Source organism: Nonomuraea sp. NPDC054003 (genome assembly GCF_055585125.1).
The window spans coordinates 22,102-37,869 of sequence record NZ_JBVJKR010000011.1 but is presented as its reverse complement, the minus strand read 5'-3'; the positions used below and the strand labels follow the sequence as shown (position 1 = coordinate 37,869).

General features: G+C 69.7%; 19 protein-coding genes. 3 read left to right on the top strand and 16 right to left on the bottom strand.

Annotation, left to right across the window (positions count from 1 at the left end; all coding sequences use genetic code 11):
• Positions 1-5 precede the first annotated feature (5 nt).
• The 4 genes from ACZ6YG_RS27660 to rplM form a co-directional block, all read right to left on the bottom strand.
• Complete coding sequence (locus ACZ6YG_RS27660) at positions 6-242, bottom strand: hypothetical protein (protein WP_466019591.1); 237 nt, start codon at positions 240-242, stop codon at positions 6-8.
• Positions 243-478: 236 nt separating this feature from the next.
• Positions 479-1,831, bottom strand: coding sequence for a phosphoglucosamine mutase (glmM, locus tag ACZ6YG_RS27655; protein WP_466019590.1), 1,353 nt, complete (start codon positions 1,829-1,831; stop codon positions 479-481).
• Between the two features lies 1 nt (position 1,832).
• A complete protein-coding gene (rpsI, locus tag ACZ6YG_RS27650) occupies positions 1,833-2,354 on the bottom strand; it encodes a 30S ribosomal protein S9 (protein ID WP_148036805.1) in 522 nt (173 codons plus the stop codon).
• A 119-nt stretch (positions 2,355-2,473) separates the two neighbouring features.
• Positions 2,474-2,917, bottom strand: a complete 444-nt coding sequence (gene rplM, locus ACZ6YG_RS27645) for a 50S ribosomal protein L13 (protein WP_148036804.1) — start codon at positions 2,915-2,917, stop codon at positions 2,474-2,476.
• Between the two features lie 388 nt (positions 2,918-3,305).
• Here rplM and ACZ6YG_RS27640 point away from each other — a divergent pair, with 388 nt between their 5' ends.
• A complete protein-coding gene (locus ACZ6YG_RS27640) occupies positions 3,306-3,995 on the top strand; it encodes a CAP domain-containing protein (RefSeq protein WP_148036803.1) in 690 nt (229 codons plus the stop codon).
• Positions 3,996-4,019: 24 nt separating this feature from the next.
• A complete protein-coding gene (locus ACZ6YG_RS27635) occupies positions 4,020-5,477 on the top strand; it encodes a hypothetical protein (protein WP_466019589.1) in 1,458 nt (485 codons plus the stop codon).
• Between the two features lie 467 nt (positions 5,478-5,944).
• Here ACZ6YG_RS27635 and ACZ6YG_RS27630 read toward each other — a convergent pair whose 3' ends face one another.
• Positions 5,945-6,193 (bottom strand): hypothetical protein, encoded by a 249-nt coding sequence (locus tag ACZ6YG_RS27630; protein WP_148036801.1) that lies wholly within the window; start codon positions 6,191-6,193, stop codon positions 5,945-5,947.
• Positions 6,194-7,961: 1,768 nt separating this feature from the next.
• Here ACZ6YG_RS27630 and ACZ6YG_RS27625 point away from each other — a divergent pair.
• Positions 7,962-8,819, top strand: a complete 858-nt coding sequence (locus ACZ6YG_RS27625) for a hypothetical protein (RefSeq protein WP_219545102.1) — start codon at positions 7,962-7,964, stop codon at positions 8,817-8,819.
• On the opposite strand, the gene truA is transcribed toward ACZ6YG_RS27625, so the two are convergent.
• From truA to map, 11 genes are all read right to left on the bottom strand, one after another.
• Entirely contained in the window at positions 8,820-9,683 is an 864-nt protein-coding gene (gene truA, locus ACZ6YG_RS27620) for a tRNA pseudouridine(38-40) synthase TruA (protein WP_271274681.1), read from the bottom strand.
• 67 nt (positions 9,684-9,750) lie between these two features.
• Entirely contained in the window at positions 9,751-10,275 is a 525-nt protein-coding gene (rplQ, locus tag ACZ6YG_RS27615) for a 50S ribosomal protein L17 (protein ID WP_148036799.1), read from the bottom strand.
• A gap of 181 nt (positions 10,276-10,456) precedes the next feature.
• Positions 10,457-11,473 carry a DNA-directed RNA polymerase subunit alpha gene (locus tag ACZ6YG_RS27610; protein WP_055506403.1) on the bottom strand — a complete coding sequence of 339 codons (1,017 nt, stop codon included), beginning with the start codon at positions 11,471-11,473 and terminating at the stop codon, positions 10,457-10,459.
• Between the two features lie 105 nt (positions 11,474-11,578).
• Positions 11,579-12,205, bottom strand: coding sequence for a 30S ribosomal protein S4 (gene rpsD / locus ACZ6YG_RS27605; protein WP_148036798.1), 627 nt, complete (start codon positions 12,203-12,205; stop codon positions 11,579-11,581).
• A gap of 23 nt (positions 12,206-12,228) precedes the next feature.
• The gene (gene rpsK / locus ACZ6YG_RS27600) at positions 12,229-12,633 is read right to left on the bottom strand and encodes a 30S ribosomal protein S11 (RefSeq protein ID WP_020542285.1); all 405 of its coding nucleotides are present in this window, start codon (positions 12,631-12,633) and stop codon (positions 12,229-12,231) included.
• 43 nt (positions 12,634-12,676) lie between these two features.
• On the bottom strand, positions 12,677-13,057 hold the full coding sequence (gene rpsM, locus ACZ6YG_RS27595; RefSeq protein ID WP_148036797.1) for a 30S ribosomal protein S13: 381 nt from the start codon (positions 13,055-13,057) through the stop codon (positions 12,677-12,679).
• 218 nt (positions 13,058-13,275) lie between these two features.
• Positions 13,276-13,389, bottom strand: a complete 114-nt coding sequence (gene rpmJ, locus ACZ6YG_RS27590) for a 50S ribosomal protein L36 (protein WP_003956441.1) — start codon at positions 13,387-13,389, stop codon at positions 13,276-13,278.
• A gap of 23 nt (positions 13,390-13,412) precedes the next feature.
• The gene (gene infA, locus ACZ6YG_RS27585; protein ID WP_012887858.1) at positions 13,413-13,634 is read right to left on the bottom strand and encodes a translation initiation factor IF-1; all 222 of its coding nucleotides are present in this window, start codon (positions 13,632-13,634) and stop codon (positions 13,413-13,415) included.
• Positions 13,635-13,944: 310 nt separating this feature from the next.
• A complete protein-coding gene (locus ACZ6YG_RS27580; protein WP_466019588.1) occupies positions 13,945-14,358 on the bottom strand; it encodes a hypothetical protein in 414 nt (137 codons plus the stop codon).
• 109 nt (positions 14,359-14,467) lie between these two features.
• Entirely contained in the window at positions 14,468-14,893 is a 426-nt protein-coding gene (locus ACZ6YG_RS27575; RefSeq protein WP_148036795.1) for a DUF1707 SHOCT-like domain-containing protein, read from the bottom strand.
• Between the two features lie 20 nt (positions 14,894-14,913).
• Entirely contained in the window at positions 14,914-15,717 is an 804-nt protein-coding gene (gene map / locus ACZ6YG_RS27570; RefSeq protein ID WP_148036794.1) for a type I methionyl aminopeptidase, read from the bottom strand.
• Between the last annotated feature and the right edge of the window lie 51 nt (positions 15,718-15,768).

The window sequence follows — 15,768 nt, the reverse complement described above, 5'->3', positions numbered from 1 at the left end:
ACACCTCAGTCCTCTGCAACCTTCTCGACATCCCCGGGAAGAACCAGGACCGCGAGATGGTCTCCGGCCAGCTTGCGGACAAACGCAGCCGCTGCAGGCTGATCCTCCCCGTGACAGCGGTGATCGAGACCGGTAATCACATCGCCCAGCTGGCCGACGGCCGGCTGCGCCGCCAGTATGCCGACAAGCTCTCCCAGCTCCTGCGGCTGGTCATCGAGGGCAAGGCGCCGTGGGTGCTTCACTCCGTGGAGTGGGGGCCGGAGTTCCTGCGAGCGCTCATCGACGGGGCAGGAACCGGAGTCCCGCTGACCGATCACGTCATGAGCAAGCTCGGGTTGGGTGATCTGTGCATCCTCGCCGAGCGCGAGCTTTATCAGAGACGGGTGAGCGGGTCGAGGCAGGCATCTGGACTCTCGACGACCAGCTCAGGTCTCACGCCTGACCTCCGGGCACGGCGATCCCGTACCCGGAGGCGCGTTCAGGCGCAGACGGTGCGGACCACGTCGGCGAGGCGCTCCGCGACCTTGGATGCTTCCTCCTCCGAGGAGGCCTCCACCATGACGCGGATCATCGGCTCGGTCCCGCTGGGCCGGATCAGCACCCGGCCCGTCTCGCCCAGCTCGACCTCGGCCTCGGTCACGGCCGACTTGAGCTCCGGCGCGGCGGCCTTGCCCCGGTCGACGCCCTTGACGTTGATCAGGATCTGCGGCAGTGCGGTCATCACCGACGCCAGCTCGCGCAGCGACCGGCCGGACCTGGCCACCACCGACAGCAGGTGGAGCGAGGTGAGCAGGCCGTCGCCCGTGGTGGCGTGGTCGAGCATGATGACGTGGCCCGACTGCTCGCCGCCCAGGTTGTAGCCTCCGGCCTTCATCCGCTCCAGCACGTAACGATCGCCCACCGCGGTCTCGATCACGGTGATGCCCGCCTCGCGCATGGCCAGCTTGAAGCCCAGGTTGGACATGACGGTCGCGACCACGGTGTCCTTGGCCAGCGAGCCCTGCTCGTGCATGTCCACGGCCAGGATGGCCATGATCTGGTCGCCGTCGACGACCGCGCCGGTGTGGTCGACCGCCAGGCAGCGGTCGGCGTCGCCGTCGTAGGCGATGCCGACGTCGGCGCCGCGCGAGACCACGACCTGCGTCAGCTTGTCGAGATGGGTGGAGCCGTAGCCGTCGTTGATGTTGAGGCCGTCGGGCCGGGCGCCGATGGCCTCCACCCGCGCGCCGGCGCGCAGCAGCGCCTCGGGCGCCACCATGTGGGCCGCGCCGTGGGCGCAGTCGACCACGACGTGGAGCCCGTCGAGCCGGGCGCTGACGGTGTCGAGCGCGTGGCTGATGTAACGGTCGGCCTCGCCGTACGCGTCGCGCACCCGCCCCACGGACGAGCCGACGGGGAAGCTCCACTCCTCGCCGAGCCGCCGCTCGATCTCGTCCTCGACCGCGTCGGAGAGCTTGAAGCCGCCCCTGGCCAGGAACTTGATCCCGTTGTCGGGCGCCGCGTTGTGCGAGGCCGAGAGCATGACGCCGAGGTCGGCGCCGAGCGCGGCCGTGAGATGGGCGACGGCCGGGGTGGGCAGCACGCCGAGGCGCAGCACGTCCACTCCGGACGACGCGAGGCCGGCGACCACGGCGGCCTCGAGGAACTCCCCCGAGGCTCGCGGGTCCCGGCCTACGACCGCCACCGGCCTCCTGCGGCTGGAGCCGGTGGCGAACACGCCTGCATCGCCGAGGACATGAGCCGCCGCGACCGAAAGGTCCATGGCGAGCTCGGCCGTGAGGTCGCGCCCGGCGACCCCACGCACCCCGTCGGTGCCGAACAGCCGCGCCAAGTCAGCGCTTGCTGTACTGCGGAGCCTTACGGGCCTTCTTGAGGCCGTACTTCTTCCGCTCCGTGGCGCGGGCGTCACGGGTGAGGAAGCCGGCCTTCTTCAGCGGCGGGCGGTTGACTTCCACGTCCAGGAGCGCGAGCGCGCGGGACAGGCCCATGCGCAGCGCGCCGGCCTGGCCGGTCACGCCGCCGCCGTCGATGCGCGCGATGACGTCGAACGCCTCTTCGGCGCCGAGCACCACGAAGGGCTCGTTGACGATCTGCTGGTGGACCTTGTTGGGGAAGTAGGTGTCCAGCGAACGACCGTTGATCGTCCACTTGCCGGTGCCGGGGACGATGCGCACGCGGGCGATCGCCTCCTTGCGGCGGCCGGTGCCGTACGAGTTGCCCGTGGTGACGGGCTTGCGCACGGGAGCGTCGGCGCTGGCGGCGGATTCGGTGGTGTACTCGGACGGGAACTCCTCGGTGGAGAAGTCCTCCTGCTCGGCCTCGACAGCCGTCTCGACACCGGTGGGCTCAGCCACGGTTCTCCTCTGAATCTTTCGCTTGCCCCATCGGGGGCAAGGCGTGGGGTTTCCCCACGAAAATCAAACTCGGTTCACTGCCCCTTGAGGGGCATGCGGGGGGACATCCCCCCGCAGGTCTACTGGGCGATCTGGGTGATCTCGAACGGCACCGGCTGCTGGGCCTGGTGCGGGTGCTCGGGACCCGCGTAGACCTTCAGCTTCTTGATCATCTTCCGGCCCAGGGAGTTCTTCGGCAGCATGCCCTTGACGGCCTTCTCGACGGCCTTGTCGGGCCGCTTCTCCATGAGCTCGCCGTAGCTGACGGAACGCAGACCGCCCGGGTAACCCGAGTGGCGGTAGGCCTTCTTCTGCTCAAGCTTGTTGCCACTCAGCGCGATCTTGTCGGCGTTGATGACGATGACGAAGTCACCGGTGTCGACGTGGTTCGCGAAGATCGGCTTGTGCTTGCCGCGGAGCAGGATCGCGACGTGGCTGGCCAGCCTGCCCAGGACGACATCGGTCGCGTCGATGACGTACCACTGACGCTGGACGTCGGCGGGCTTCGGTGAGTACGTGCGCACGGTCGTAGCCTTCTTTATGCTCGCGTCTTCGGCGCGCCGCCGGACACGGCAGCGCTATGGGGTCGGTCGGTGCGGGCACACGACGGCCCGGACCTTCCGTCTCCCGGCCCCGAGAGGGCTGTGATAGGAGATGACGCCGGACGCGCCGCGCATCGGTCTCGCGGACCTATGCACACAACGAACGAGAGGTTACCCGCCCCCGAGAGGGCAGTCAAAAGACCGATAACCTGTCGCGATTCTACCTGACCACAGAACGAATAGATTTCGGTTCCCGGCATTCCCTTCTTTACCAGGACCCGACATCTCTATCGTTGGTGGCGGTATGTGGCAGAGTTCTCACACCCGGCACACCCAGCGGCCCATCCGGCGCCGAAACCACCTGGGTGCCGTGGGCCTGCTCGCGACGGCCCTGCTCACAGGTGTGCTGCTCGGCCGGGTGTCCGGCGACTCGATGCCCGACGACCACATCTTCCTGAACGAGACCACGCCGCCCACGACGGCCCAGGCCGCCCCCAAGACCACGCCGCAGAAGGCCCAGCCGCACGCCGAGCGGATCCCCCGGCAGGTTGTCACCACGACGCCGCGCGGCAAGACGGACGTCCGGCCCACCAAGAGCCCCACCGGGGAGATAGCCGGCTTCACCGACCAGGACCCGGTCTCGGTGCTCGGCGACGACGACGGCCAGTCGATCAGGAGCATGCCGGGCATGGCCGCCGACGTCGTCCGGCTCACCAACGCCGCCAGGGCGAGGAACGGCTGCCGCCCGCTCAGGACCGACGCCAGGCTCACCCGGGCGGCCCGCACCCACTCGATGGAAATGGCCCGCTCGGGGCAGTTCACCCACGAATCACCCGACGGCGCCTCACCCTGGGACCGGATGGAACGGGTCGGGTACGTCAACGGCACCGCCGAGAACATCGGCCGCGGCTACGCCTCCGCCAAGGAGGCCGTCCAGGGCTGGCTCGCCAGCCGCGACCATCGGCGCAACATGCTCAACTGCGACTTCAACGCCATCGGCGTCGGCGTCGTGTCCGGCCCCGGCGGGCCGTGGTGGACGCAGGATTTCGGACGTTCGTGACCACCTTCACGGTAATGTCTCCGCATGGGTTTTCCCGAGGAACCGCAAACCGGCACGGACGGCACCCCGCGTCGTTCTCGTAGAGACCGCCAGCCCCAGACCGACTCCGGCTTCTTCACACCCGCCCAGCCGAGTGCCGACGGGCAACCGCCATCGGGGCCGTTCTCCCAGGCCGGCGACGCTTTCACCCCTCGCCAGCAGGGCGCGCCAGGCCGGCCGGGCTCGTCCGACCCGTTCGCCTCCGGCCCCGCCACGGGCCCGCTGGGCGCGGCAGGCTCCTTCTCCGGCCCGCCCACCGGCCCGCTGGGCACGGCAGGCTCCTTCTCCGGCCCACCGACCGGCCCGCTGGGCGCGCCCGACCCGCGCGCCACCGGCCCGCAGGGGCCCGGCGCCTTCCCTCAGGGCCCGCGCACCGGCCCGCAAGCGGCGGCGGACCCCTTCTCCACCGACCCGCAGAACCCGTCCGACCCCTTCGCCGCCGGCGGCCCAGGAGCGCCCGGTGGCCCAGGAGCGTCCGACGCGTTCACGCCGAGCAACAGGAAGCCCCCGCCCGGCGCCCCGCAGCCCGCCGCGAACGCGCAGCCGCCGTCCGGCCCTCCCGGTGACGCGCCCGGCGACGACCCGGCCGCCAAGGAGACCGGCCGCGGCAGGCGCGGCAGGGCCAAGTCCAGCAAGCCCGATAAGACGGACAAGGCAGAGCAGGCGGATAAGCCCGACAAGTCCGCCGAGAAGACCGCCACCCCCCGGCAGACCTGGAGCCCCTACGACGAGGGCCCCCGCTCCCGCGGCCCGCTCTGGGCCTCGCTCGCCGGCATCGGCGTGCTGGCCCTGCTCGGCGGTGGCCTGGCGGTGATGTTCAACGCCGACGACCCCGCCGCCGTGTCCAGCTCGGAGCGCCGCACCTCCGCCCCGCTCCCGTCGGCGCCCCCCGGCGAGTTCGGCTACGCGGGCAGCCGCAGCACGGACCCGGAGCCGCTCACCGTGAAGGAGCTCTTCAAGTCCAAGAAGATCACCGCCTCGGGCCGCGCCTACGAGATGACGATCACCAGCAAGGACAAGAAGTGCGACGACGGCGTGCTCGGCGACAAGCTCAAGAAGGCCCTCAAGTCCGGCAAGTGCACGCAGATGATGCGAGCCAGCTTCCGTGACAAGAAGGGCGAGACCATCGGCACGGTCGGCGTCGCCAACCTCAGCACGACCAAGAACGCCGCCAGGGTCGCCAAGGCCGGCGACAAGTCCAACTACGTCAAACCCCTCGCGGGCAAGGACGAGGTGACCAAGTTCCTCGGCTCGGGCAGCGGCGGCGCCAAGGTGTGGACGCACGGCCACTACGCCGTCCTGGTCTGGTTCCAGAACAAGGACGGGTCCGATCCCGACAAGACGGCATCCAAGCGACTCTTCCAGGCGGCCGAGGACATCACCAAGGCGACGGTCTTCAAGGCCCTCGACGTTCGTGCGCTGACGGGCGCTCGCGCGGCCTGAATTCTCACTTCGTACGCGAAAATCCCGCAAAAGTGACGATCGATCAGCGCGGGAACACTCATACCGGGGGAACGATCTAGAGACACTCGCTACGCTCGCCTTATGCGTGGCCAGGGACCCGGGTCAGAGCACGAGCGCAGGGAAGCGGGCAGCGCACCTCCGACGCCCCCGCCGAGCTTCGGTCGCCAGCCCCCCAAAGAGCAAGGGGGCCCACCGGCATACCCGGACGACCCCTCGGGACAAGCCTGGCTCACGGTCGAAGGCGAGCCACCCCGCGACGACACCTGGCAACCCGCAGGCGCCGCCCCCGCCGAGGACTGGCTCTCCGTCCAGGAGTCCGGGCCCGATCCCGCCGCGTCGCGCCCCGCGCGTCCTTCGGACGTACGAGAGCCCGCGAGCGGCGAGCAGCCTGTTCCGGTCTACCCCGGTGCGCAGCCCTGGGAGGTGCAGGACGCGGACGGCGCGGCCTACGACTGGTACGCCGAGGACGACGAGCCGGCGGGCGTGCCCTTCACCCCGCCAGGCGTCCCCTGGCCCCAGCCGCCGAAGAGCTCGTGGGGTGAGCCCGCCGTCCCCGGCGCCCCCCGCTGGGAGCCTCCCCCGGCGTTCACCGCCGCGGCGGCCGGCATGCAGGTGTGGCCGGCCCCGGTCACCGGCTCCCCCGCCATGCCGCCGTGGCCCGCCGCCACCGGCGAGCTGGAGCCCGACGACGACACCCACGCTCCCCAGCGCAGCGAGCACGGCGACCCCCCGCGACCCGAGGGACCGTCCGAGCCTCCGCTGCCATCAGAGTCCTGGCCCGCCGAGCCCGCATCAGCGACCCCGCCGTCGTCCGAGCCCACATGGCAAGACTGGCCCGCCCAGCCCCCGTCGGAAGGCCTCAGAGCCTTCCCGGCCACACCACCCCCCACGCACTCCGACCCCATGTGGCGACACTGGCCCGCCCAACCCTCCGCGGAAGACCGGACCACGCCTCCACCGGCCGGATCCGAGTCGCCGGACCTCGCCGATGGCTGGGGTCCCGAGCCCGTGGCATCAGGTCCGTCGCACTACTTCGACCCGAACACCATGGCTCCGCGCCCCGTCCCGCTCAGCGCGCCGACGCCCGCCGACCACGATGCGCCTCCGCCTCCCGCACGCGAAGGCCAGCCTCCGTACGGGTCCTCCACGGACGATCCGAGACCTCCGTACGGCGTGGAGCCGACCCGCCCCACGTACGGCGAACAGCCGGACGACGTCGAGGGCCCCACCCGCCCGGGCCAGGTGCCCCCGTTCGCCAGGAAGGGCGGGCCGGGACTCGGCGCCGGCATGCCGGTGCCGTCACCCGGCCCGAAGGGACCGCCGGCACCCCTGTTCGACCCCAAACTCTCCCCCGCCGCCCAGCAAGGCACCACCAACCCCGCCCCAGAGACGGCAGGCCCTCCGATCACCGGCAACCCTCACCCCCCGGGACCCCCCAGCCAGAGCGGGCCCCCGGGAATCCCCAGCCAGAACCCGAGCGGCACCCACCCCACGAGCCCTGCCGGCGGCGATCCGCACACCACCGGAGCCTCCCGTGCCGTGAGCACTCCGCACGGCACCAACACTCCGCACACCGCAGGTGGCCCTCAGGCCGAAGGCACTCCTCACCTCGCGGACAACCAGCACACCGCCGGAGGCCTCCGGGCCGAGAGCGCCTCTCACGGCATCAACACTCCGCACACCGCAGGTGGCCCTCGGGCCGAGGGCGCCCCTGCCGGCGCGGCCGGGGCTCATGGCACGGGTGGCCCGCCCGGCGCTCCCAGGGAGCAGGCCGGCCGCCGGGCCGAACCGAGTGATGTGCCCGTGTGGCCGCCCGCTCCGCAGCGCGAGGAGCCGGAGCGCGACCAGCTCGACCTGCCGTTCGCCCCGGAGGTCTGGGGCCGTCGGCCCGCGTCCTCCGCGGAGCGTGAGGAACACCCAGTGACCGCGTCCTCTGAGGTGCGCGAGGAACGCCCGGTTACCCCGTCGCCCGGGGAACGCCAGGAGCACCCGGTTACCCCGTCGTCCGGAGAGCGCCCGGTGACCGCGGAGCCGGTCAAGGACGGGCTCCTCCAGGGCGAGGAACCACCGGCCTCTCCAGGCAGTGACCCCGAGGCACAAGCCGGAGCCGGCCCTCAGAACACACCCGAAGGTGTCACACCACCTGACGCCGGGCCACACCCTCCGGGCAGCGTGATCCAGGGAGTGCCGGTCCCACCTCCGGGAGGTTTCGGCAATCCCCAGCCGCCCCAAGGCAACGCGCCGTACACGACCGGCTCCGCTCAAGGCCCGGCACGCGGCGGACCGCACGACACCCAGGGCCCGCCCCAGAGCGGCCTCGTCCCACCCCAGAGCCCACCACGCGGCGGTCCCGTCACACCCCTGACCAGGCGCTCCCCCAACCCGGCAGACCCCGCCGGACGGGTACCCCAGCAAGCAGACCCCGCCGGACGGGTACCCCAGCAGGGAGACCCCGGCAGACGGATGCCCGGCCACGGAGACCCCGCCGCACTGGTCCCCAGCCAAGCGGACCCCCCGGGACGGCTGCCCCGCCAAGGGGAGCTGGCCCCGTCCGGTGGCCCCTTCAGGCAGCCGCCGTTCGCGGCCATCCAGGTCCAGGAGCCCCCGAAGAGCAAGCGGGCGCTGTTCGCCACGCTCGGCGTGCTGGTGCTCGCCGGGGTCGCCACGGGCGGCTTCTTCGCCGTACGGTCCGCCAACACGGCGGCGCCGGCGAACACGGCCGCGAGCGCCCCCACGGCGAGCCCCACCTCCGCCCCGTCCGTCACCCCTTCCGCCGAGCCGTCCGGGACCTCCATGCTCAACTCGGAGATCACCGACCCGAAGACGCTGTCGCTCAAGGAGGCGTTCCCGGACAAGAAGGTGGACGCCGCGGGCGCCGCCTTCACCAGGGTCAAGTCGACCGTGGCCGACGACTGCGAGGACGCCGCGTCGGGTCCGTTCGCCGAGGCGCTCAAGGAGCAGCAGTGCAGCCGCGTGCTGCGCGCCACGTACGTCGACCGCAAGCGCCGGTACGCGGTGACCACCGGTATCGCCGTCCTGCCCAGCAAGGACGCCGCGCTGGAGGTCGACCAGGCCAAGAACCTGAGCCGCAACCTGTGGTTCCGCGGCCTCGCCGGCCCTGAGGGGTCCGGTGGCGACCGGGTGCACATCGCCGGCGGCTACGCGGCCGGGCTGGTGTGGGGCCGCTACATCGTCTTCAGCTACGCCACCCACGCCGACGGCCACACCCCGGGTGACAAGGAGAAGACCCTGGTCAAGGTGAGCAGCGAGTTCCGCGACGAGACCGCCAAGGTGCTGGAGCGCCGCATCACCGACAACTGATCAGACTTCCAGGGTGCGCACCCGTCTGGTGGCGCTGGCCCGGTCCGCCAGCTCCGCGTCGGCCGGGTAGCGCACCTCCTCCAGGCAGAGCCCGTGCGCGGGCGCCACATGCACCCCCGTGTCACGTACGCCCGCCGCGAGCACCTGCCCGGGCCACTCGACCGGCCGCCGGCCGTCGCCCGCGGCCAGGAGCGAGCCGACGAGGGCCCGTACCATCGAGTGGCAGAACGCGTCGGCCACCACGGTCGCGACCAGCACCCCGCCGGGCTCGCGCGCCCAGTCCAGCCGCTGCAGCTCCCTGATCGTGGTGGCGCCCTCGCGCTTCTTGCAGAACGCCGCGAAGTCGTGCTCGCCGAGCAACCGGGCGGCGGCGGCGTTCAGCGCGTCCAGGTCGAGCGGCCGGTTGTGCCACAGCACCTCGTGCCGCCGCAGCGGGTCGCAGCCGCCCGCGGCGTCGCTCACCCGGTACGCGTACCGCCGGGACAGAGCGGAGAATCGGGCGTCGAAGCCCTCAGGAGCCACCGAGACACGAAAAACACGGACATCTGGAGGGAGAACCCCGCCAAGCCTCCGCACGAGCACAGAGAGCCTCTCGTCCGTCCCCAGCGCGTGCGGCCGGTTCCCGTCAAGCCGCACCAGCACCTCGCCGGGCACGTCGACGTGCGCCACCTGCCCGCGCGCGTGCACGCCCGCGTCGGTGCGCCCCGCGACGGTCAGCACCGGCTCCGCGATCCGGAGGATCCGGCCGAGCGCCTGCTCGATCTCTCCCTGTACGGTGCGCAGCGCGGGCTGACGGGCCCACCCTGAGAAGCCGCTCCCGTCGTACCCGAGATCCAGCCGCAGCCGTACCACGATCACCTCCATGCAGACACGCGGACGAAAAAGGGCCCGGACCCCGATGAGGAGGTCCGGGCCCGTCAAGCCTGATGTCTCAGGCCTCGTCCTTCTTCGCCTCGGGCGCCTCGGCGGCACCCTCAGCGGCCTCGTCGCCCTTGGCCTCGGCGGAGACCTCGGCGCTCTCCTCGGCCTTCGCCTCGGCAGGCTCCTCCGCGGGAGCGGCCGGAGCAGCCGGGGCGGCGGTGCGCGTGACCGTGTTCAGCGGCTCGCTCACCAGCTCGATGACGGCCATCGGGGCGTTGTCGCCCTTACGCGCGCCGATCTTGGTGATGCGGGTGTAACCGCCGGGACGCTCGGCGAACGTCGTCGCGATCTCCGTGAAGAGGTGGTGGACGACGCCCTTGTCCTTGACGACCGTGAGCACCTGGCGACGGTTGTGGATGTCGCCCTTCTTCGCCTTGGTGATCAGGCGCTCCGCCAGCGGGCGAAGACGCTTGGCCTTGGTGACCGTGGTGCGGATCCGGCCGTGGCGGAACAGATCGGTGGCCAGGTTGGCCAGGATCAGCCGCTCGTGCGCCGGGCTGCCGCCAAGACGTCGGCCCTTGGTGGGCTTGGGCATTGCTCTCTCCTTGTGAGTTAACCGCCCCGGCCGTGCCAGGTACCGGGGTCGGGCGGAAGGCCACCAGCGGCCTGCCGCGATGCGAAGGCCGCGCCGGCGAGATCCGCCGGCGCGCCCTCAACGGAAACCATCCGTGATTCCCGCCAACCGCGAAGGGCCCCAGCGAGGGACCCCGCGCGGGTCAGTACTGCTCGGTCTCGACGTACGCGCTGTCGTCGTCGTCGTAGCCGCCGCCGGCCACCGCGCTCGGGTCGAACCCGGGCGGGGAGTCCTTGAGCGCCAGCGACATCTCGTGCAGCTTCTGCTTGACTTCCTCTATCGACTTGGCGCCGAAGTTGCGGATGTCGAGCAGGTCCTGCTCGCTCCGCGCGACCAGCTCGCCCACGGTGTGGATGCCCTCGCGCTTGAGGCAGTTGTACGAGCGGACGGTGAGGTTGAGCTCCTCGATCGGCAGCGCCAGGTCGGCGGCCAGGGCGGCGTCGGTCGGCGACGGGCCGATGTCGATGCCCTCGGCCTCGACGTTGAGCTCACGGGCCAGGCCGAAGAGCTCGACGAGGGTCTTACCGGCGGAGGCCACCGCGTCGCGGGGCTTCATGGCCGGCTTGGTCTCGACGTCGAGGATGAGGCGGTCGAAGTCGGTGCGCTGCTCGACTCGGGTCGCCTCGACCTTGTAGGTGACCTTGAGAACCGGCGAGTAGATGGAGTCGATCGGGATGCGGCCGATCTCCTGGCCGGGCTGCTTGTTCTGCGCGGCGGAGACGTAGCCGCGGCCGCGCTCGACCGTCAGCTCCATCTCGAGCTTCGCCTTGCTGTTGAGCGTGGCGATGCGCAGCTCGGGGTTGTGCACCTCGACACCGGCGGGCGGCGCGATGTCGGCGGCGGTGACCTCACCCGGGCCCTGCTTGCGCAGGTACATCACGACCGGCTCGTCGTGCTCGGAGGAGACGACGAGCTCCTTGAGGTTGAGGATGATGTCGGTGACGTCTTCCTTGACCCCGGGAACGGTCGAGAACTCGTGCAGCACTCCCTCGATCCGGATGCTCGTCACGGCCGCGCCCGGGATGGACGACAGCAGCGTGCGGCGGAGCGAGTTGCCGATGGTGTAACCGAAGCCCGGCTCCAGCGGCTCGATGACGAACCGGGAGCGCGTCTCGTCGATGGACTCTTCGAGAAGAGTCGGGCGCTGAGCGATCAGCATGTGCGGGTCTCCCCTTTTTCGTGTGGCGCCCGCTATATGACGCCACCCCGATGAAACAGCCTAGTTCTCGTACGGGATCCGTACGAGAACCAGGAAGGCGAGTGACTACTTCGAGTAGTACTCGACGATCAGCTGCTCCTGCACCTGGGTGTCGATCTGCTGCCGGACGGGCAGCTGGTGCACCAGGATGCGGAGCTTGTCGGGCACGACGCCCAGCCAGGCCGGGACCGTGCGCTCGCCGGCGGTGGCGCGGGCGACCTCGTACGGCATCAGGTTGCGCTTGGTCTCGCGCACCTCGACGATGTCGTGCTCACGAACGCGGTAGGACGGGATGTCCACCTTCTTGCCGTTGACCATGACGTGGCCGTGGCGGACCTGCTGGCGGGCGGCGTCGCGCGACTGCGCGAAACCGGCGCGGTAGACGACGTTGTCGAGGCGGCTCTCCAGGATCTGGAGGAGGTTCTCGCCCGACTTGCCGCTCTTGCCGGCGGCTTCCTCGTAGTAGTTGCGGAACTGCTTCTCGAGGACGCCGTAGATGCGGCGGGTCTTCTGCTTCTCGCGAAGCTGAAGCTGGTACTCGGACTCCTTGGGGCGTCCGCGGCCGTGCTCACCCGGCGGGTAAGGACGGATCTCGATGGGGCACTTGGCGGACTCACACTTGCTGCCCTTGAGGAAGAGCTTGGTCTTCTCCCGGCGGCAGAGCTTGCAGTCCGCGCCCGTGTAACGAGCCATTTCTCTGTATCTCCTGGGCTAATTCAGACGCGGCGGCGCTTCGGCGGCCGGCAACCGTTGTGCGGAACCGGGGTGACGTCCTGGATCGAGCCCACCTCGAGGCCGGTGGCCTGGAGGGAGCGGATCGCGGTCTCACGGCCGGAGCCGGGACCCTTCACGAAGACGTCGACCTTGCGCATGCCGTGCTCCATGGCGCGGCGGGCGGCGTTCTCGGCGGCCATCTGAGCGGCGAACGGGGTGGACTTACGGGAGCCCTTGAAACCCACGTGGCCCGCGCTGGCCCAGGAGATCACGTTCCCGTTGGGGTCGGTGATCGAGACGATCGTGTTGTTGAACGTGCTCTTGATGTGGGCGTGCCCGTGAGCGACGTTCTTCTTTTCCTTGCGGCGCACCTTCTTCGGCGCGCCCTGACGGCTCTTAGGAGGCATTGCTTGCCTTCAACTCCTGAGGTCTTCGGTCCGCGGCTGTGGACTACTTCTTGCCAGGCTTCTTCTTGCCGGCCACGGTCTTCTTCTTGCCCTTGCGGGTGCGCGCGTTGGTCTGCGTGCGCTGACCGTGGACGGGCAGGCCCTTGCGGTGCCGAATGCCCTGGTAGCAACCGATTTCGATCTTGCGACGGATGTCGGCCTGGACCTCGCGGCGCAGGTCACCCTCGATCTTGAAGTTCGCCTCGATGTAGTCACGCATCGGGACGAGCTCTTGGTCGGAGAGCTGGTGCACACGCAGGTCGGGGCTCACACCGGTGGCCTGGAGAATCTCCTGGGCGCGGGTGCGGCCGATGCCGTAGATGTAGGTGAGAGCGATCTCCAGCCGCTTGTCGCGGGGGAGGTCGACGCCAACCAGGCGAGCCATGGCGGGCATTCTCCTTCGTTGTGGCGGAGGTCTTGCGCGCCACTTCCCCTCCCCATGCCCGGGGTGGAGGGCCCCGGCCTCCGACCGGGGGTCTCCCGAGTGGTCCAGGTCTCTGACGAGACCTGCCTGCCCGGGTGTGACACGCGCTTACGTTGCAGACTTCTCATGCGTCGAGCCCGCACCCTGATCGGGGCGGACTCGGAGAAGCCTTGCGGCGACTAGCCCTGGCGCTGCTTGTGGCGCAGGTTGTCGCAGATCACCATGACGCGACCGTGCCGGCGAATAACCTTGCACTTGTCGCAGATCTTCTTGACGCTCGGCTTTACCTTCATTGTCCTTTATGTCCTCAGACGTCTTATTTGTATCGGTAGACGATCCGCCCACGACTGAGGTCATAGGGGCTCAGTTCCACGACTACCCGGTCGTCCGGCAGAATCCGGATGTAGTGCATCCGCATCCGTCCGCTGATGTGGGCCAGGACCTTATGGCCGTTGTCGAGTTGCACCCGGAACATGGCGTTCGGGAGCGACTCAACCACAGTGCCCTCGATCTCGATGGCGCCGTCTTTCTTGGCCAAAATCCCTCGCGTTTCACTGATCGATCGTCTGAGGCTCCGGTTCACTAGCAGCCGCGACCTCACGCTTCGGAGAGAGCGGCGACCGGCAAGGGCCGCCGACGCGTGACAGTCTTAGTGAGCCGACAAAGAAGTGTACGGCACCATGGCGGAAAACGCGAAAACGCGTGCCAGATGTCCCGACACAACCACTCGCCAGTCTACCCGACCCTCCTACCGCCTCGGGCCGTCTTCCCCTCGCGCGCCCGTACGTGATGACCCCCGGCACGACGGAAGGCCCGCCGGGGAGCGGCGGGCCTTCCTGGGCGCACGGTCAGTAGATGCGGTGCACCGCGCCGCAGTACTTGCTGGGGCCGCCCCAGCAGGTGTAGGTGTAGAGCTTCTTGATGTCCCGCTTGCTCCAGATGTGCTTGTGGGAGCCGTTCCAGCGGTAGAAGTGCTTGCCGATCTTGCCGCTCTTGTACTCGTAGCGGAACCAGACGTAGCCGTGCTTGGACGTGGACTCCTTGCCGTACCACTTCGTGTGGACCTTGCCGCCCGACTTCCAGGTCTGGCCGTAGGTGTAGGCCTTCCTGTTGCTGGAGTAGTACTTGCCCCAAGTGCCGGCGGTGGCGGAGGCCGCCTGCGTGGTGGCCGGCGCCGAGGCCGCCTGGGCGGCGGGAGCGAGGGCGAGACCGGTGAGGGCCATCGAACCGGCGAGAGCGGCTGCCGCAAAGACCTTGCGCATTTCGTTTCCTCCGTGAGTGGTGTTTCTCGACACCGTTCACGTTAGGAATCCGCGCGGTTTCGTTCTGTGGACGAATACGCAGAGCGCACTAGTGCACAGATGGAGGCGTCTACTTCCGCTGCTTGCCGTCTCCGAAAATCGTGCTCACCAGCAGAATCGCGCCCCAGGGACCCATCACCCACAGCGGCCACGGGTAGACGAAGTCACCCGACGTGACGCTGACGATGAGCCAGATGACCCAGTTGATCGAGCTGGCGGCGGCCCACGCGCTCCAGGCGGCCATCATCCCGGGATGCATGCGGCGGGCGGGGACCTCCTGCTGAGAGATCTTGGCGGGGAGGTTGCGCAGGTCGACGTCGGGCAGGTCGGCGGTCAGCTTGGCCAGGTCGCCGTAGGTCCTGCTCTTGTAGAGCTCCTCCAGCCGCTCGTTGAACTCGTCCATGGTGATGCGGCCCTGTGCGGTGTGCTCGCGCAGCAGGGCTGCCACCCGGTCACGGTCGACGTCGGACGCGCGCATCTCGGGGCTCTGCGCCATTCCCACTCCCGGGCTCGGGTCTACGGCTGCGAAAGGCGCTCTTTGCCCCCATCAAGAGCAGTGAGCACCCAAGGACCATTATGTGTCACCGCGACGCTGTGTTCGAAGTGCGCGGACGGCTTGCCGTCGACGGTCACCACGGTCCAGTCGTCGCCCAGCACGCGGGTGCGCTCCGAACCCAGGTTGACCATGGGCTCGATGGCCAGGCACATGCCGGCCTCCATGACCGGGCCGCGGCCGGCCTTGCCGTGGTTGGCGATCCACGGGTCCATGTGCATCTCGGTGCCGATGCCATGGCCGCCGTACTCAGGCGGGATGCCGAACCTGCCCTGCGACTTGACGTACCGCTCGATCGCGTGGCCGATGTCGGAGAGATGGCGGCCGGGGCTGAGCGTCCTGATGCCGGCCCACATCGCCTCCTCGGTGATGCGGATCAGCTCCAGCAGCTTCGGCTCCACCTCGCCCACCGGGACCGTGACGGCCGAGTCGCCGTGCCAGCCGTCGAGGATGGCGCCGCAGTCGATCGAGATGATGTCGCCCTCGCGCAGCTTGCGCGCCTCGGTGGGGATCCCGTGGACCACCTCGTTGTTCACCGACGCGCAGATCGTCGCGGGGAAGCCCTGGTAGCCCTTGAAGGACGGGATAGCGCCCTCGTCCCTGATCGCCTTCTCGGCGATGACATCCAGGTCGAGCGGGGTCATACCCGGCTCGACCGACCGCTTCAGCAGTTCGAGTGTGCGCCCGACCACCAGGCCGGCAGCGCGCATCTTTTCCAGCTGCTCAGCGGACTTGACCTGAATTCCATGCTTGTTTCGTTTGAACACGTACGGCACCCCCAAGGGCTTCAACGGGCAACATGGGAGCCCAATTCCCCC

What these genes read in the sequence shown, in the direction of transcription:
- ACZ6YG_RS27580 (WP_466019588.1), bottom strand. Translation starts at nt 14,358, where the DNA reads ATGCGCAAGGTCTTTGCGGCAGCCGCTCTCGCCGGTTCGATGGCCCTC.
- ACZ6YG_RS27575 (WP_148036795.1), bottom strand. Translation starts at nt 14,893, where the DNA reads ATGGCGCAGAGCCCCGAGATGCGCGCGTCCGACGTCGACCGTGACCGG.
- ACZ6YG_RS27625 (WP_219545102.1), top strand. Translation starts at nt 7,962, where the DNA reads ATGCCCGGCCACGGAGACCCCGCCGCACTGGTCCCCAGCCAAGCGGAC.
- rpmJ (WP_003956441.1), bottom strand. Translation starts at nt 13,389, where the DNA reads ATGAAGGTAAAGCCGAGCGTCAAGAAGATCTGCGACAAGTGCAAGGTT.
- rplQ (WP_148036799.1), bottom strand. Translation starts at nt 10,275, where the DNA reads ATGCCCAAGCCCACCAAGGGCCGACGTCTTGGCGGCAGCCCGGCGCAC.
- ACZ6YG_RS27610 (WP_055506403.1), bottom strand. Translation starts at nt 11,473, where the DNA reads ATGCTGATCGCTCAGCGCCCGACTCTTCTCGAAGAGTCCATCGACGAG.
- rpsD (WP_148036798.1), bottom strand. Translation starts at nt 12,205, where the DNA reads ATGGCTCGTTACACGGGCGCGGACTGCAAGCTCTGCCGCCGGGAGAAG.
- truA (WP_271274681.1), bottom strand. Translation starts at nt 9,683, where the DNA reads ATGGAGGTGATCGTGGTACGGCTGCGGCTGGATCTCGGGTACGACGGG.
- ACZ6YG_RS27635 (WP_466019589.1), top strand. Translation starts at nt 4,020, where the DNA reads ATGGGTTTTCCCGAGGAACCGCAAACCGGCACGGACGGCACCCCGCGT.
- rpsK (WP_020542285.1), bottom strand. Translation starts at nt 12,633, where the DNA reads ATGCCTCCTAAGAGCCGTCAGGGCGCGCCGAAGAAGGTGCGCCGCAAG.
- rpsM (WP_148036797.1), bottom strand. Translation starts at nt 13,057, where the DNA reads ATGGCTCGCCTGGTTGGCGTCGACCTCCCCCGCGACAAGCGGCTGGAG.